General features: G+C 67.7%; 12 protein-coding genes. 4 read left to right on the top strand and 8 right to left on the bottom strand.

All coding sequences use genetic code 11. The features are described 5' to 3' along the window. Nucleotides 1–89: 89 nt before the first annotated feature. Nucleotides 90–1,046, top strand: a complete 957-nt coding sequence (locus tag DIR46_RS23870; protein ID WP_109347459.1) for an SMP-30/gluconolactonase/LRE family protein — start codon at nt 90–92, stop codon at nt 1,044–1,046. Between the two features lie 92 nt (nt 1,047–1,138). On the opposite strand, the gene DIR46_RS23865 is transcribed toward DIR46_RS23870, so the two are convergent. Continuing rightward, complete coding sequence (locus DIR46_RS23865; protein ID WP_109347458.1) at nt 1,139–1,540, bottom strand: hypothetical protein; 402 nt, start codon at nt 1,538–1,540, stop codon at nt 1,139–1,141. 129 nt (nt 1,541–1,669) lie between these two features. Here DIR46_RS23865 and DIR46_RS23860 point away from each other — a divergent pair, with 129 nt between their 5' ends. Next, nucleotides 1,670–2,569 carry an alpha/beta hydrolase gene (locus DIR46_RS23860; RefSeq protein WP_229446388.1) on the top strand — a complete coding sequence of 300 codons (900 nt, stop codon included), beginning with the start codon at nt 1,670–1,672 and terminating at the stop codon, nt 2,567–2,569. Between the two features lie 12 nt (nt 2,570–2,581). On the opposite strand, the gene DIR46_RS23855 is transcribed toward DIR46_RS23860, so the two are convergent. From DIR46_RS23855 to DIR46_RS23840, 4 genes are all read right to left on the bottom strand, one after another. After that, nucleotides 2,582–3,058, bottom strand: coding sequence for a metallophosphoesterase family protein (locus tag DIR46_RS23855; protein WP_229446387.1), 477 nt, complete (start codon nt 3,056–3,058; stop codon nt 2,582–2,584). Then, nucleotides 3,059–3,349, bottom strand: a complete 291-nt coding sequence (locus DIR46_RS23850; protein ID WP_205289034.1) for a DUF378 domain-containing protein — start codon at nt 3,347–3,349, stop codon at nt 3,059–3,061. Between the two features lie 111 nt (nt 3,350–3,460). Further along, nucleotides 3,461–4,078, bottom strand: a complete 618-nt coding sequence (locus DIR46_RS23845) for a YcbK family protein (RefSeq protein ID WP_109347455.1) — start codon at nt 4,076–4,078, stop codon at nt 3,461–3,463. Nucleotides 4,079–4,204: 126 nt separating this feature from the next. Beyond that, entirely contained in the window at nt 4,205–4,729 is a 525-nt protein-coding gene (locus DIR46_RS23840; RefSeq protein WP_109347454.1) for a GNAT family N-acetyltransferase, read from the bottom strand. A gap of 360 nt (nt 4,730–5,089) precedes the next feature. On the opposite strand from DIR46_RS23840, the gene DIR46_RS23835 reads away from it, so the two are divergent. Together DIR46_RS23835 and DIR46_RS23830 are read left to right on the top strand one after the other, a co-directional pair. Beyond that, a complete protein-coding gene (locus tag DIR46_RS23835) occupies nt 5,090–6,109 on the top strand; it encodes a sulfate ABC transporter substrate-binding protein (RefSeq protein WP_109347453.1) in 1,020 nt (339 codons plus the stop codon). Between the two features lie 287 nt (nt 6,110–6,396). Continuing rightward, nucleotides 6,397–7,347 (top strand): serine hydrolase, encoded by a 951-nt coding sequence (locus DIR46_RS23830; RefSeq protein ID WP_109347452.1) that lies wholly within the window; start codon nt 6,397–6,399, stop codon nt 7,345–7,347. A gap of 62 nt (nt 7,348–7,409) precedes the next feature. Here the strand turns inward: DIR46_RS23830 and recD are convergent, their stop codons facing one another. From recD to recC, 3 genes are read right to left on the bottom strand one after another with little or no spacing between them, the layout of a single operon-like run. Next, nucleotides 7,410–9,350 (bottom strand): exodeoxyribonuclease V subunit alpha, encoded by a 1,941-nt coding sequence (gene recD / locus DIR46_RS23825; RefSeq protein WP_109347451.1) that lies wholly within the window; start codon nt 9,348–9,350, stop codon nt 7,410–7,412. Continuing rightward, nucleotides 9,337–13,023 (bottom strand): exodeoxyribonuclease V subunit beta, encoded by a 3,687-nt coding sequence (gene recB / locus DIR46_RS23820; RefSeq protein ID WP_109347450.1) that lies wholly within the window; start codon nt 13,021–13,023, stop codon nt 9,337–9,339. The genes recD and recB overlap by 14 nt, the downstream gene beginning before the upstream one ends. Next, complete coding sequence (gene recC, locus DIR46_RS23815) at nt 13,020–16,430, bottom strand: exodeoxyribonuclease V subunit gamma (protein ID WP_109347449.1); 3,411 nt, start codon at nt 16,428–16,430, stop codon at nt 13,020–13,022. Before recC ends, recB begins: the two co-directional genes overlap by 4 nt. Between the last annotated feature and the right edge of the window lie 45 nt (nt 16,431–16,475).

Genomic DNA, 16,475 nt, shown 5'->3' with positions numbered 1-16,475 from the left:
GCTTAATAAGGATACAATTGATTCGATTGAAATGGTAGCGTTAACACAGCGCACGCCAACCCAGGCATTCATAAAAGGAGACCACATTGATGACCCCATCCCGTCCATTCCGCTTCGCTCCCCTCGTTCGCGCCCTGCTCGCGGCCAGCGTGGTTGCCGCCCTGCCCGCTGCCGCCATGCCCGCCAGCTGCAGCGGCAAGCCGCCATCGGGTGAGCTCAAGGCAGAACGGATCGCCGCGATCAAGCCGTCGCGCAGCGAGCCGGGGCTGTACGAGGGACCGGTATGGATCAGGGATGCGCTGTACTTCTCGGACTTCAGCTTCAGCACAGGGTTCCCTTCGCGCGTGCGCAAGTTCTCGCCCGACGGCACGGTGAGCACGGCGCTCGAGGACGCGGGCAGCAACGGCCTGGCGGTCGACGCCAGCGGCGCGCTGATCGCCGCAACCCACAAGTACAAGGCCATGTCGCGCTATGACGTCGCGACCGGCCAGCGTGCGGAGGTCGCCACGCGCTATCAGGGACAGGTCTTCAATTCACCGAACGACATCGCGATCGCGGCCGACGGCACCATCTACTTCACCGACCCGGATTACCAGAAGGCCGCCGCTCCCGGCGGCCAGCCGGTGACCGGCATCTACCGCATCGCACCCGACGGCGTCGTGACGCTGGTGGACGGCACGCGCAAGAATCCGAACGGGATCGCGCTCTCGCTGAACGGCGACACCCTGTACGTGAACGCGAGCGACGGCGCGGTGCGCGCCTATCCGATCAGGGACGGCGTGCCGCAGGCGGGCCACGATGTCATCCGCGGCATCGAGAACGGCGACGGCATGACGCTCGACTGCCACGGCAACCTGTACGTGACCGAGCATGGACCGAAGCGCGTGCGCGTGTTCACGCCGCAGGGCCGAAAATTGGCGACCATCCGGACCGACGCCAACGTCACCAACGTGGCCTTCGGCGGCGCCGACGGCAAGACCCTGTACATCACGGGCGCCGGCGCCGTGTGGCAAGTGCGGCTCGACGTGACCGGTCTGCCCTACTGAAGCAAGAATGATCGATCAGGCGAAACTCCACGATTGACGCGTCGTTCCCGCCCTCGCCGGGCGCCTTGGCGGCAACGACCGAGAAGCTGACATCACCAGGCGCGGCGACCGGCCGCACCGAAGTTGTGGCCCGTCACCAGCATCGTGCTCTGCACCAGCATCGACAGGCCGAGGATCAGCTGCACCAGCCTGTCGTCCGGCAGCAGCCAGTAGTGGCCGCGCGGCTGCTCGGCGCCGGTGGCGGCCATGATCAGTGGCGCGATCCACGCGGCGTCGTCGTCGACGTCGAGCACGATCGCGTCTTCCGTCGTCTGCATATGCACCGTGCCGCCCTCGGCCAGCGTGAAACAGATGCCGACGCCGGTCTCTTGCGGCCGGATCAGCTCGCGCATCGCGGCGTTGTGCTCGTCAATCCAGAGTTCGACGTCCTGCGGCGTCTCGAGGGGCGTCCAGGGGCGGGGTTTGAAACGGGGTTGGTCGGACTGGAGAGTCATGTGCTGCGCGGTTGATGAAACGGCCCCTATCTTAAGGGATTTCGGGCACCCGCGCCCGGCCTCGGCATTGCTTTCCTGAGACAACGAGCTGTGTGACAATGCTTGCACGACAACAACAAAGGTCTTCGCGTGAAAGCAATCCTTGCCGCGTGCGTGTTTTCTCTTTCGGCGCTCGTGGCGGCGGCTCCCGCCGCCCCCTCACCCTACGTCCTGGCCAATACCGAAGTACGCGACGTCCGCGCCACCACCCTCGGGCGCGACTACCAGGTCTTCATCGCCCTGCCGGATTCCTATGCCACGAGCAAGCGCGCCTATCCGGTCGTATTCGTGGTCGATGCCGACTACGCCTTCCCGGTGGTGCGCAATATCGCGTCGCGCCTGAATCGGCATGCAGGCATGGAAGAAGCCATCGTCGTCGGCCTGTCGTATGCGAAGGGCGACGGCGCCGTCTTCAGCCGCCGCCGCGACTACACGCCGACGACCCCGCGCAAGCATGCCTATCGCTCCGACATGCAGGGCCGCGCGCCCGCCTTCGGCGAAGCGTCGGCCTATGGCCGCTACCTGACCGGCGAAGTCTTTCCCTTCATCGCCCGGCACTACCGCGCCGACATGAAGCGCAAGATCTTTGTCGGCCACTCCTACGGCAGCCTGCTCGGCCTGCAGATGATGCTCGAGGCGCCGCGCAGCTTCGAGCACTACATCCTCGGCAGTCCCTCGCTGTGGTTCGACGCCGGCATCATGTTCGAGCGCGAACGAGCCTATGCCGCGCGCAACAAGGACTTGCCGGCCAGCGTATTCTTCGGCATCGGCAGCCTGGAAACCCTGGCGCCCGGCAAGAAGCGCTCGCGTGCGGAAGAAGATGCCGACATGGTGGCCGACCTGCGCGAATTCGATGCGGCGCTCAAGGGCCGCGGCTACCGGCACCTGCGTACCCGCCTGAAGGTGTTCGCCGACGAAGACCATGCCAGCGTGTTGCCGATGGTCGTCACCCACGGCTTGCGGGCTTATTTGTCGACACAGAAGAAGTGAGGCAACGCCTGCTTACGGTACGTCGAGCGTGACCAGCCGGACCTCCACCCGTCCATCGTCGACCAGCAGTTCGCCAACCGACACCGGCAAGGTGAAACGGCGCCGTCCGGCGGCGCCCGGGTTGACGTAGAGCACGCCGCCGCGTTCTTCGCAGGCGGGCTTGTGCGAATGGCCGGTCACGACCACGCGCACGCCTTGCGCGGCCGGATCGACGGCGAGTTCCTTGAGGTCGTGGAGCAGGTGGATGGTGACGCCTCCCAGTACCAGGGTGACGCTCTCGGGCAAGGCTTGCGCCCAGTCGCCGTGGTCATTGTTGCCGCGGACGGCGGTCAATGGCGCCAGCCCGGCGAGCTGGTCGAGGATGTCCGCGCCGACGATGTCGCCGGCGTGCAGGATGTGATCGCTGCCACGCAGGAATTCGAGCGCCTGCGGCCGCAGCAGCCCGTGCGTGTCGGAGATCAGGCCAATGCGCACGGATCGGGTCGTCAATTAATGCCGCTTGCTGCTGGCCATCTTGGCCGTGGTATAGATCGAGTACAGCGCGGCCAGGCCCACCACCACGTAGACGATGCGGGTCAGCGCGGACTCGGGACCGAACAGCGTGGCGACCATGTCGACGTCGAACAGGCCGACCATGGCCCAGTTGAGGCCACCGATGATCAGGAGCGCCATCGCGATGTAGTCGACGGCGGACATGGCCGAGCGCTCGCGCGCATGGACGGTGACCCGGCGGTCGGGAATGGACCGGCGGTCCATGGTTGGTGCGTTGATTGTTGCCATCACAGCCTCCTTGGAAAGACGTGGGACAGCCAGGGCGTCCTGCCCCGGCACTTGACAACAATACTATCGCAAGTTATCGGACACGTTCGCACGCATCGGCGGCGTGACGAATCAACCCTTCCAGGTGCGTTCGAGACCGGTATCCGCATGGATCCAGCCGCCGCGCGGGCCGGAGCGGTAGTAGTAGCCGACCCCGCCGCCGCGGAAGCTCTTGATCAGGCCGCCGAGCACTTCCTCGTTCAGGCCGGCGATGCGGATGTCGGCCGCCTTGCCCACCATGTGCAGCGACTGGCGCGCGGCCGGGATGCCCGCTTCGCGCAGGCGCGCGTTCGATGCCGGCGAACGGTAGCCGGACAGGATCTCGAGCGGCTGCAGCAGGCCGTAGCGGGCGATGAAGGCCTGGGTGCTCCACAGCATCTCGAGCAGCTTGGGATCGATTTTGGCGGTGGCCTTGCCGTTCACGTCGCGCAGCAGGTGGCACAGCTGCTCGTAGGCGGAGTCGATCACTTCGCCATCCTTCCAGTACAGCACGCTGGCGCGTTCGCCGCTGGCCGGACGGGTCACGGACAGGGTGCGCGGCTTGACCCAGAAATCGAGGTCCAGCGCTTGCGAGTCGAACAGGTCGGGAGGCGGTTGGAGGTCGGTGGCGGCAGCGGCCAGCGGCGCGCCGAGTGCGCCCAGTGCGGCCAGGCGGGCACTATGGTGAAGAAAATCTCTGCGTGAAGCCATGTGTGCGGATCCGTTACTCGACAATTGCAAGAGTGCGTACTATAGCGTATCCGACAAGCATGCAGAAGTGTTCACGAAGCGTGCAATTGTTGTCGCTTTGTTGCAGGTTGACGCTGGAGCGGAGTATTACTCGCCGCAGTTGCAGAAGCGCTTGCGCGCCGCCGGATCGCAGGCGCCATCCAGGCGCTTCCAGAGCAGGTCGCATTCGAGGCCGAAGCAGGCTTTTTCTTTCCCGGCATTCATATAGCCATGGCGCTCGAAGAAGATGCTGGCGCCAGCCGGGCTGTGCAAATGCAACTTGCTGATGTTCCAGGCGCGCGCCTGCTGTTCCACCGCATCCAGCAGCGCGCGGCCGACGCCGCAGCGCAAGGCGTCCGGCAGCACGTAGCACAGCGCCACCTTGCCGGCCTGCGTCAACAGGGTCAGGCCGACCAGCTCGCCTTCGCTCTCGGCGACCACCGCATAATTGGTGGGCGAGGAAAACCAGGTGACGACATTGGCCGGCGTCTTGTTGCCGAGCCAGGCGCCGAGCACGCCGGGCTGGTCCTGGTGGTCGGCGCGGCAGCCCTCTTCGATCGAACGGCGCAGCAGATTGCAGGCAGCCGTTGCATCGTCAGGGACAGCCCTGCGGATTTCAATACGCGTGGACATCAATCATCAATTGGAAACGGACATGAACGAACGATGACGCGGCATCGCACGACCTCGACTATACACCGAAAGTAAGAGACCCTGCTGGCGGCACGGTCAAACGCGCCCAGGGTCCAATTCAGTAGTCGGGGGGAAGCTAGTGGCGATGCATGGCAAGTGTGGGCAAGACGCGAGGAGGCCGCATGGCGGCGCCATGCAACGACGAGCAACGCCGCCCACGCTTGTCAGGCGCGCCAATAGCGACGCCCGACTGCTGAAATGGGCTCTGCATAACCATATGACGAAACTATCGTTCCGTTCGCCGCGTGAATTAGGGAACATCCACCCTGTCACTCATACTTTCCATAAGCGAGAACCCATATGCGCAACACCACTCCGAATACGCTGCGCCGCTCGATCCTGGCACTGACCCTCGCGCTGGGCGGGGCACTGCCCCTGCACGCCAGTGCGGCCAACGTCGAACTGCTGAACGTGTCCTACGACGTTGCGCGCGAGCTGTACAAGGAAGTCAATCCGGCCTTCATCGCCTCGTACAAGCAGCAGACCGGCCAGACCGTCACCATCAAGCAATCGCACGGCGGCTCGAGCAAGCAGGCGCGCGCCGTGGCCGATGGCCTGGCGGCGTCGGTCGTGACCATGAACCAGGCCAACGACATCGACATGCTGGCCGATCGTGGCTTGGTGACAAAAGACTGGGCCAAGAAGTTTCCGAACAATGCGGCGCCGTATTACTCGACCATGGTGTTCCTGGTACGCAAGGGCAATCCGAAGCAGGTGCGCGACTGGCAAGACCTGGCGCGTCCGGGCGTTGCCGTCGTCATCCCGAACCCCAAGACCGCCGGCAACGGCCGCTATACCTACCTGGCGGCCTGGGGCTCGGTGATCAAGAAAGGCGGCAACGAAGCGCAGGCGCGCGACCTGGTCGGCAAGATCTTCAAGAACGTGCCGATCCTGGACGGTGGCGGCCGCGCCGCGACCACCACCTTCACCCAGCGCCAGATCGGCGACGTGCTGGTGACGTTCGAGAACGAAGTGAGCATGGTGCGCCAGGAATTCGGCAACGATTTCGAAGTCGTCTACCCAAGCACGTCGATCCTGGCCGAATCGCCGGTCGCCGTGGTCGACAAGGTGGTCGATCGCCTCAAGACCCGCCAGAGCGCCACCGCCTACCTGAACTTCCTGTACTCGCCGGCGGGCCAGGAGATCGGCGCCAGGCATTTCATGCGCGTGCGCTCGGAAGCGGTCATGAAGAAGTATGCGGCCAACTACAAGCCGATCAGCCTGTTCACCGTGGACGAGGTCTTCGGCGGCTGGAGCGCGGCCCAGAAGCGTCACTTCAACGATGGCGGCGAATTCGACAAGATCTACCAGGCCAAATAAGGTCGCCTGATTTCGACAGCCCTGCCGTGTGCAGGGCTGTTTTGTTTGATATGCACACAAATTAGTCACTCGACATTTCTATGTGACATGAGTTGTTAATCCTGCGAATCGGCGGCGTCACATTTCCGACAAAAAATGGCTTCCCATAGAGGAATTTGCTTGTGCGCCATAGACATGCAGCTGGGATGGATGATATTGTCCTTACTCTAGTTGCCCTAGAGACAGATGTTGATCCTGCGCCGCCTGGCGCCCCGACGTTCAACTTCAACCCAGATTCCAGACAAAGAATGATCAAGAAACTGTTCGCAACGGTCCTGATGACCTTTTCGGCTGCGGCATTCGCCGTGCCGTTCGGCTCGCAATCGGTGCTCGTGGTGGAAGACGATACCGGCAAGGTCTTGCTTGAGAAAAACGCCGATACCGTGATGCCGATCGCGTCGCTCACCAAGCTGATGACGGCGATGGTCGTCCTCGATGCCAAGCTCGACATGGATGAGATCATCGAGATCGACAGCGCGGACGTCGACCGCCTCAAGTACAGCACCTCGCGCGTGGCTGTCGGCGCCAAGCTGACGCGTCGCGATGCGCTTCACCTCGCCTTGATGTCTTCGGACAATCGCGCCGCCGCCTCCCTGGCGCGCACCTTCCCTGGTGGCAATGACGGCTTCAAGGCCGCCGTGCGCAAGAAGACCCGGCAGCTGGGCATGACCCACACCGTGATCGAAGAGCCCACCGGACTGTCGCCGCACAACCGCTCCAATGCCGGCGACCTGGTCAAGATGGCCAAGGCCTCGACCGAGTATCCCGAAATCGTGCGCATGACGACCGAGACCAAGGACGTCTTCGACATCAAGGGCCGCGACGTCAACTTCAGCAACACCAATCGCCTGGTCGGCGCCAAGGGCTGGGACGTGGGACTGTCCAAGACCGGCTTCACCAACGAAGCCGGCCGCTGCCTGATCATGAACATCACCGCCGCCGGCAAGAAGGCGACCCTGGTGCTGCTCAACGCCGGCGCCTCGTCGGCCCGCATCATGGATGCGCTGAACATCCGCCGCTTCATCACGGGCGACGAGCCGGTGAGCCGGGTGGCGCGCGCTGCGGGCGGCCCGCGCATCAAGGCCAGCGCCGGCAGCTCCAAGGCGAAGATCCGCGCCAAGTCGAAGGGCGCGAAGGCCAAGGCGACCAAGAAGCGCACTTCGGCCAAGGTCAAGGCGACGCGCAAGCGCCGGGGCTGAGAGCGTCGATGCAATGACAAAAGGGGGCCGCAAGGCCCCTTTTGTCATTGCGCCTTGCCTGCCTACGCCACCAGCTCGCGCAAGCCGCTGGTGCGGTGGGTGCGGCTGGCGATCGCCTGGCGCAGCACGTCGCCGCTCGGGGTCACCAGCGTGAATTCGCGGCTGGCGCGCGTGATGCCGGTGTAGACCAGCTCGCGCGTCAGGATGGCATTGCTCTCGCGCGGCAGCGCCAGCACCGTATGGCGGAATTCCGAGCCCTGCGATTTATGCACCGTCATCGCGAACGCCGTCTCCACATTGCGCAGGCGCGTGGCCAGCACGCTGCGCACCTGGTCCCCCTCCAGGAAGTAGACCCGCTGCGCGCCCGGGCGCGTCGGGTCGGCCAGGGTCACGCCGATGTCGCCGTTGTACACGCCCGTCGAATAGTCGTTGCGGGTTACCATCACCGGCCTGCCCACATACCATTCTGCGCTGCGGCGCAGCAGGCCGCCCGCTTCCAGGCGCTTCTCGATCGCCTCGTTCAGGCCCGCCACGCCCCACTCGCCATCGCGCACCGCGCACAGGATGCGGAAGGTCTCGAAGGCCTGCAGCACCTGGCGCACCCAGTCCTGGTCGCCCGCCGCGCCACCCTTGAGCAGTTCGAGATAAGGGGCGTAGCCGGCGTAGGCCAGCTGCAGCAGCTGGGATGGCTGCGCATGCTCGATCCAGCGCACGCCATCGAGGCTGGATCGCAAGACCTCCCCGGCGCGCGCCATGTCTCCGGCATTGACCGCCAGCGCCAGCTGGCCGATCGGACCGCCGAAGCGGCGGCTGTGGCGCAGCATGACGGTCTGCTGGGCCAGCGGCCCGCCCTCGCCGGCGTACTCCTCGGGAATCGCCTCGCCGCTGGCCGCCTTCACATAGCCGATGGTGTCCTTATCGTAGTTGCCGGCCTGCGCATCGTGGCACAGGTCGCCCAGCACGGCGCCCGCCTCCACCGAGGACAGCTGGTCCTTGTCGCCCAGCAGGATCAGCGTGGCCCCTGGCGGCAGCGCGTCGAGCAGGCTGGCCATCATCTCGAGGTGCACCATCGAGGCTTCGTCGACGATCAATACGTCGACGTCGAGCGGATTGCCGCGGTGGTGGGCAAAGGCGCGGGTGTCGGGCCGCGCCCCGAGCAGGCTGTGCAGGGTGCGCGCGGCGCCCATGCGCTCGGTCAGCTTGCGCAGCGGCAGCTCGGCGCCGACGCGGTCGGCCAGCTCCCCCAGCGCCTTGTCGATCGATTGCTTCAGGCGCGCGGCCGCCTTGCCGGTCGGCGCGGCCAGGGCCACGCGCTGGCGGTCGGCATCCGGCGCGGTCGCGAACAGCAAGGCCAGCAGACGCGCCACCGTATAGGTCTTGCCGGTGCCGGGCCCGCCCGTGATGATCGCGACCGAACCGCGCAGGGCCACGGCGCAGGCCAGCTTTTGCCAGTCGGGCTGCGCGGCGCCCGGCGCCGCCACGAACAGCTTGTCGAGCCAGGCGCGCACCAGGCTTGACTCCACCGGGTGGGTCGCCTCGGCGCGTTCGCGCACGGCGCGCGCGACCTGGGTCTCGTCGCGCCAGTAGCGGCGCAGGTAGAGGCGCTCGCCGTCCAGCACCAGCGGCTGATCGTAGTCGAACTCCTCGCGCACCCACACCTGCCCGCAGCTGGCCAGCAGCTTGCGCCAGCCCGCCACGCCCTTGGGCAGCGGCGCCGCGGCCGTTGCCAGCTGCGCCCATTGCTCCTCGCTCCAGCCCAGCAGGGACGCGGCGCCCGTCGCCAGGTCGGACAGCTGGACGCAGCTGTGGCCGTGGCCTTCGAGCTCGGACAGGATGGCCGCGGCCAGCACCAGCGGTGGCGGCGCCTCCCCCAGCTGCGCGATGAAGCGCGCGAAGGCGCTCGACAGGCGGCGCAGCTCGCCCGCCTCGGTCAGGTTGCCGATTTCATGCCACAGGGCCGCAGCATCGGGTTCAATCCTGCGATCGGGTTCAGTCTTGCCCATGCTTTTCCTTGTCCAGCAATCGTTCCAGGCCGTCCAGCAGTTCCAGGTCGGGCGCCAGCACGCAACAGCCGCGCGTGTCCGGGTTGGCGATCCCGCGCAGGAACATGAAGATCGCGCCGCCCAGCTGGTATTCCGGTTCGTAGTCCTCGCCCAGGCGCGCGCGCAGCAGGCGGTGCAGCGCCAGCAGGTAGATGCTGCCCTGGATCTCGTAGCGATGCTCGGCCATGCCGGCCTCCATCGCCGCCTGGCCGTAGGCGGCGTCGCCCGGCCCCAGCGCATTGGTCTTGTAGTCGAGCACCCAGTAGCGCCCGTCGTGCTCGAACACCAGGTCGGCGAAGCCTTTGAGCATGCCGTGCAGCTCGCGCGCGGGCAGCACTGGCCGTTCGATGCCGTTCAACAGGTGTGTGCGACACAGCTCGTCAAGCTCCGGCAGCGCGAGACGCTCGCTGGGGAACCAGAATTCCATCTCGGGCAGCACGCCCTGCAGATCGCGCAATGCCGCCCCAAGCGGCGGCAGCGGCGTATCGACGATCGCGCGCAGCCAGGCCAGCGCGTCTTCCAGCCTGTTGCCCCAGCCGGCGCGCTCGATGCGCTGCACCAGCCGCGTCTCGCAATGCGGCTGATCGAGGCAGTCGAAGCCCTCGCGCGCCAGCCATTCGAGCTGCTCGTGCATGAAATTGCCCGGCACCGAGCCGCGCGGGAAGCGGTGCCAGGCCACGTCCTCGATGCGCGGCGGCGCCGGCACCTGCGGCGCTTCTTCCAGCAGGGTTTGTTCCTGGGCACGCATCGGCATCGGCGGCGGCGCCACCGCATGCCGGGTCAGCGAGGTGAACGATCCGATCGACCAGTCCTTCTCGAAGCTGGCGCGGTACACCGGCGCATCCAGCAGTGCGGGACGCGCATCCTGGCGCACCAGCATGGTGACGCCTTCGTCAAGCTCCAGCTCACGTAACGCGATGCCGCCGCCGGTGCCGGCCACCGCGGTGAAGCGATCGCGCAGGCCGTCGGCAGGAATCCGTTCGCCGCCGGCCAGCAGGTAGCCGAGCGCAGATTCGTGCAGCCGGTTCTCGCCCTTGCGCGTGCCGGCCACCGCCGCCGCGCCCAGCCACAGGAAGTGGCGCGCCCGGGTCAGGGCCACGTACAGCAGGCGCAGGTCTTCCTCGATGCGGGCGCGGTCGACCGCTTCCAGCGCTTCGTCGGACAGGGCCAGGTCGAGGCGGCGGCTGCCCTCGTCGTCCACGTATTCGAAGAAGGCGCGGTTGTGGCGATTGGTCGCGCGCGCGGTCACCGCGAACGGTAGATACACCAGCGGATACTCAAGGCCCTTCGACTTGTGCACCGTCACCACCTTGACCAGCTCGGCGTCGCTTTCCAGGCGCAGCACGCGTTCGTCGCCGCCGGCGCCCAGCCCCTCGATCTGCTCGGCGAACCAGCGGATCAGGGCCTGCTCGCCCTCGAGCTGGGCGCTGGCCTCTTGCAGCAATTCGGCCAGGTGCAGCAGATTGGTCAGGCGCCGTTCGCCGCCCGCCTCGGCCAGCAGGCGCGCCGGCAGCCCCAGCTCATGGATGAAGGTGCGCAGCATGGCCAGCACGCCGCGGCGCTGCCAGGCGCCGTGCAGGGTCTTCAGTTGCTCGACCCGCCGCTCCCATGCCAGCTCGTCGCTCGACAGCCGGGCCAGTTCGCCCATCGGCAGCCCCGCGGTGCGGGTGGCGAAGGCGGCGCGCGCCAGGGCGCCGTCCAGGGGATTGGCGACCGCGTACAGCCAGCGCAGCACGTCGGCCGCCTCCTCGCTCTCGACCACCGAATCCTTGTCCGACAGGTAGACGCTGGCCACCTTGCGCCGCACTAGCGCCTGGCGCACGGCGGCCGCCTCGCGCCGGTCGCGCACCAGGATCGCGATATCGGCCGGCATCAGGCGCCGGAAGCGCCCTTCTTCGTCGTCGCGGAACCCTACCCGCTCGTCGTTCAACAGGCGAACGATGTGCTCGGCGCAGTGGTGGGCGAAGAAGCTGCGGTAGTCCTCGGCCTTGAGGTCGTCGCGACCGGTAGTGCACACGGCCAGCGCCTCGATCTCGCCGTCGCCATCGACGCCGATGAGCCGCTCCCTGTGGCCGCGCGCCTTGACCGCCTCGAACGGCAAGGGATTGTCGTCGCCGCGCCGGAAGCGGAAGGCCGCCTGCGCATGGCCGGCCTTGCCGTCGCCGCCCTCGGCGTGCAGGAACAGCGCATTGACCGCCCCCACCAGCGCCGCCGTCGAGCGGTAATTGGTGTCGAGCTGGTAGTGGCGGCCATTGGTGGCGCGGCGCGCGGACAGGTAGCTGTGGATGTCGGCGCCACGGAAGCCATAGATCGACTGCTTGGGGTCGCCGATCAGGAACAGCCCTTGCTGCGGATCGTTGTCGCCTACCCGGTACAGCAGGTCGAAGATGCGGTACTGGTCGGGCGAGGTGTCCTGGAATTCGTCGACCATGGCCACCGGATACTGCCCCACGATGCGTTCGCGCAGCGCCGCGCCGTTCTCGCCCGCCAGAGCCAGCTTCAGGCGCTCGAGCATGTCGGCGAAGCCGAACTGGCGGTTGCGGCGCTTGAGTTCCTGCATGCGCGCGCCGATGTGGCCGGCGGCATGGCGCAGCAGCGCGTGGGCGATCGGGTCGATCGCGCCCAAGGCCTCCTGCAGGGCGGCGGTGCCGTCGAAGCAGGCCGGGACGTCGGCGCTGAAGTCCTTGCTGAACGCGTCCACGATGCCGTCCGGGGTCAGGCGTCGCCAGGCGGTGTCGCTCAGGTCCGGCGTGTGTTGCGCCGGGTCGCGCGCCCAGGCGCGCAGCGCCTCGAACCACTTGACCAGCGAATCGGCGCGCATCTTGTTGCCGTTGAAGCACTTGGGCGCGCGTTCGCGGTGGCCCGCGATCCAGCGCTCCATGGCGTCGGCGCGTTCGATCCAGCCGTCCTTGAGGCGCGCCAGCTCGTCGCGCTGGGCCTGGGACAGGCGTGCGACCAGCTTGCCCAGCGGCGCGCGCTCCACCTCGCCCAGCAGCGGCCCGCGGTGCACCAGCAGCGGCCCGCGGTGCACCAGCTCGCGCACGCTGCCCTTGAGCGCCTCGACATCGCTCCAGGTGTCCAGCACGACGGCCAGGTTCTGCGCATCGAGGGGATAGACGTGCTGGCGCCAGTAATCGTGGGCGGCGTCCTCGAACAGCATGCGCTCGTCGCTCACCAGTTCTTCGTCGAACAGGCTGCCGCTGTCGAAGGCGTGCTCGCGCAGCATGCGCTGGCACCAGGCGTCGATGGTGAAGATCGCCGCCTCGTCCATCGTTTCGGCGGCCAGCATCAGGCGGTGGGCGGCTCGGCTGCGTTCGGCGCCCGGCGCATAGGCCTCGGCCAGCGCGTCGAGATAGGGATCCTGCTGCTGCGCTTCGCCTCGGAAGTATGCCGCCGCCTGCACCAGCCGTTCGCGCACGCGGTTGGACAGTTCGCGCGTGGCGGCGCGGGTGAAGGTCATCACCAGGATCTCGGACGGCACTAACGGGCGCACGAAGGCGTCCTCGCCCCCGTGGCCCAGCACCAGGCGCACGTAGAGGGCGGCGATGGTCCAGGTCTTGCCGGTGCCGGCCGAGGCCTCGATCAGGCGCGAGCCGTGCAGCGGGAACCGGATCGCTTCGAGTTTACTGCTCATGCGGACAACTCCTTGATCGTGACGGCGTCATCCATCCAGCGCGCCAGCGGTCCATACAATTCTTCGGCCAGCTCGTGCCAGCCACCGGCGGCGTGCGGCGCCTCGCGCAGTGCCTCGAAGCTGGGCCACATCCGCGCCAGGCACAGGTCGTCCACTTCGCCACTGAGCTCGAAGCCGCCGTCATAGGTGGCGCGCGGATCGCCGTCGGCCAGCTGCGCCAGCGCCGTGCGGCAGGCCACCGGCAGCGGCGCGTCCAGGTTGGCGCGCCACAGGCGCACCAGGTCGCGCAGGATCTGCAGCGAGTCCTCCTGGGACAGCGGCGCCATCTCGAGCACCGCGTCGCGCGCGACCAGGTAGCCGGCCACCGGATGCCCGGCCGCGCTGCTGCCCAGCTGGCGCAGCCAGGGGGCGATCAGCTTGTCGCCGCGCGGGCGCCCGTTGCGGTCCAGAACCTTCGAGGAAAGCTGCATCAGCCAGGCGGTGTGTTCGCCGCTGCTGTCCTTGCTCCTGAGACGGTCGATCCAGTCGTCGAGCACGATGCCGTGCAGCTCCAGGCGGAGCGCCTGCTTGGGCGCCGCCTCGGGGAAGCTCGCGCGCAGGCGCAGCCACTCGGTGCGCACCGGCGCCAGGCTCTCGACCAGCTGCGCCTGCCACATGCGGCCCATCAGCCCGATCGGCAGCACGCCTTCGCGCGCCAGCCTTTCGGCACGCGTGGCAAGCAGGGCGCGCACCTCGTGCAACGCCTCGGGCTCGCCGCTGTCGTCCAGCAGGTGGTCCTCGATCTGGTAGCGTTCGAGCGCGTCGAGCGCGAACGGTTCCTCGTCTTCTCCCACCTGGGCGGCGTCGGCGAATACCACTCCCAGGCGGCGGCGGAAGAAGTAGCGCGCGGGCTGGCGCAAGAAGCTGGCCAGCTCGCCCAGCTTGAGCACGAAGTCGGGCTCCAGCTCGTAGGGCGGCAGCGCGTCGCCCGCTTCCAGCTGTTCGGCGCCGTGGGCCAGGCGCCATTCGCCGGCATAGGTCAGCAGGCCACCCTGCTGGAAATAGACGCGGCTGAAAGGCTGCAGCGCGTGCTCGGTTGTCAGCGCATGCAGGTCCAGGTCCCAGCCCTCTCTCAGGTAGTCGCGCAGCTGCGACACCAGCACCGATGGCGGCTGCTCGCTGTTGTCACGCACATTGCGGCCCACCCAGCTCACGTAGAACTTGTCGCGCGCCGCCAGCAGCGCTTCGAGCATCAGGTAGCGGTCGTCGTCGCGGCGCGAACGGTCGCCCGGGCGCGCCATGCCGGGCAGCGCCAGCAGGTCGAAATCGGCCTGGCGCGCGCGGCGCGGGAAATCGCCGTCGTTCATGCCCAGCAGGCACACCACGCGGAACGGCACCGCGCGCATCGGCATCAAGGTGCAGAAGGTTACGCCGCCAGAGACGAACTGGTGGTTCAGGGTCGGTTGGTCGAGCTCATTCATCCATGCTTCGCGCAGCACGCCCAGGGGCACCTCCTCGTCGAAGCCGGCAGCAGCGCAGGTCTCGAGCCAGCACTGCAGGCCTTCGTTCAGGCCCTGCAGGGTGAGGCGGTCGGCCTCGATGCTGGCGGCGTAGAAGCAGGACAGCATTTCACGCGCGGCCTCGCCCCAGGCGGCGGGCGTGCGCGGCGTGTCGAGCTGGGCGCGCCAATAAAGCAGGCAATCGACCAGCTGCGCCAGCGCGCCGGCCAGCGCCGCATCGAGTCCGCCGACCTCGGCGTAGGGCTCGATGTCGGCGAAGCTGGCGCCGGCGCCGCTGGCATAGCCGAGCAGCATGCGGCGCACGCCGAAGATCCAGGCATTCTGCTCGCCGGCCATGCCCAGGCCCAGGCCGGCGCGGTGTTCGTGGTCCAGGCCCCAGCGCACGCCGGCGCCTTCGATCCAGCGGCCGAGGGTGGCCAGGTCGTCCTCGCCCAGCCCGAAGCGGCGCGCCACGGCCGGCACGTCCAGCAGGTCGCGCACCTCGCTCTGGCGGCAACGCTGCTGCGGCAGGCGCAGCAGCCACTCGAGCGACACCAGCAGCGGGTTGACGCTGCGGTCGCGCATGTCGCCGATCTCGAACGGGATGCGGCGATCGTCGTTCTGGCGATGCTGGTCGAACACGGCGTGGATCGCCGGCGAGAAGGTGTCGATGTCGGGCACCATCACCACCACGTCGCGCGGACGCAGGCTCGGGTCTTGCGCGAACCACGACAGCAGCTGGTCGTGCAGGACCTCGACTTCGCGCTGCACGCTGTGGGTGACGTGGAATTCGATCGAGCGGTCGCCAGGCTCCGGCGGCGCGTGCGGGTGCTCATCCGGCGGCAACAGGTCGCGCACCGCGGCCTGGACTTGCCCCAGCAGGGTCGCGCCGTCGTCGTCGGCGAACAGGTCGACCCGTAGCGGCGCATCCGTATCGTCGGCCCGGTCCTGGTTGTCGAATTCGTCCAGCATGCGCACGAAGTCGCGGCCCTGGCGCCCCCAGCTCGCCAGCAGCGGATGGCTGTGCGCGTGCAGCTCCTCGATCGGGATCGCGCCCAGGTCGACGCCATTGCGCTGCGGCTGGCGCCGGCGCGCGGCCTTGAGCAGGTCGCGGCCATCGATGATGTCGCCCCAGTAGAAACGGCACGGGTTCGGCACCGCGAACAGCACTTGCGTATGGCGCGCGAGCGCCGCGATCGCCTGCAGGGTCTGGTACGGCAGCGTCGACATCCCGAACAGCACCACGCGCCGCGGCAGGCGGCCGACAGGCGCCTGGCCGGCCTCGATCGCGGCGAGGAATTGCTGGTGGATGGTGGCGCGTCCGCTATCGCGCTGCGACTCGTTCAGGCTGGCGTGCACGGCGCGCCACAGGCAGGCCTGCCAGCGCTGGTCCGGGGCCAGCGGCACCGCTGCATCGCCCAATGAGCCGGCGGCGCGGCGCAGCTGGTCGCGGCCCGCGGCCCAGTCGGCCAGCCAGTCGGCGCGGTAGACCTGGTACTGGTCGTACAGGTCGGCCACCCGTTCGGCCAGCTGCAGGCGGCGCTCGGCGTCGCCATCGGCCAGGAAGCGCGCCAGCGGTTCGTAGCCGTCTTCCTGCAATAGCGTCGGCAGCAGGCGCATCAGGCGCCAGGTCAGCGGATCCTTGTCGAACGGCGCGCGATTCGGCACCCGCTCGCGCCCCAGCATGCCGCGATAGGCTTCCCACATGAAGCGCGCCGGCAGCGCCACCCTTGTGGCGGCGCACACGCCGATCTCCTCGGCCAGCGCGATCTTGAGCCATTCGGCCACGCCATTGGACTGCACCAGGAAGATCTCTTCTTCCAGGGGGCCCAGCGGACGGTTGCGCAGCCAGTCGAACACGGCGCTGCGCAGCAGCTCCATCTGGTTGCCATGGAGGATCAGGAGGCCGGGAGTGATCGGGGAAGGCATGCTTGAAGCTCGAGCGGTCGGGGCCACAGCATACCGTGTTTGGCC

Origin of the sequence: Massilia oculi, assembly GCF_003143515.1 — a bacterium.
GTDB lineage: Bacteria > Pseudomonadota > Gammaproteobacteria > Burkholderiales > Burkholderiaceae_D > Telluria > Telluria oculi.
Note: the sequence above shows the minus strand (reverse complement) of the source record. Positions and strands in the feature narration are given on the sequence as shown.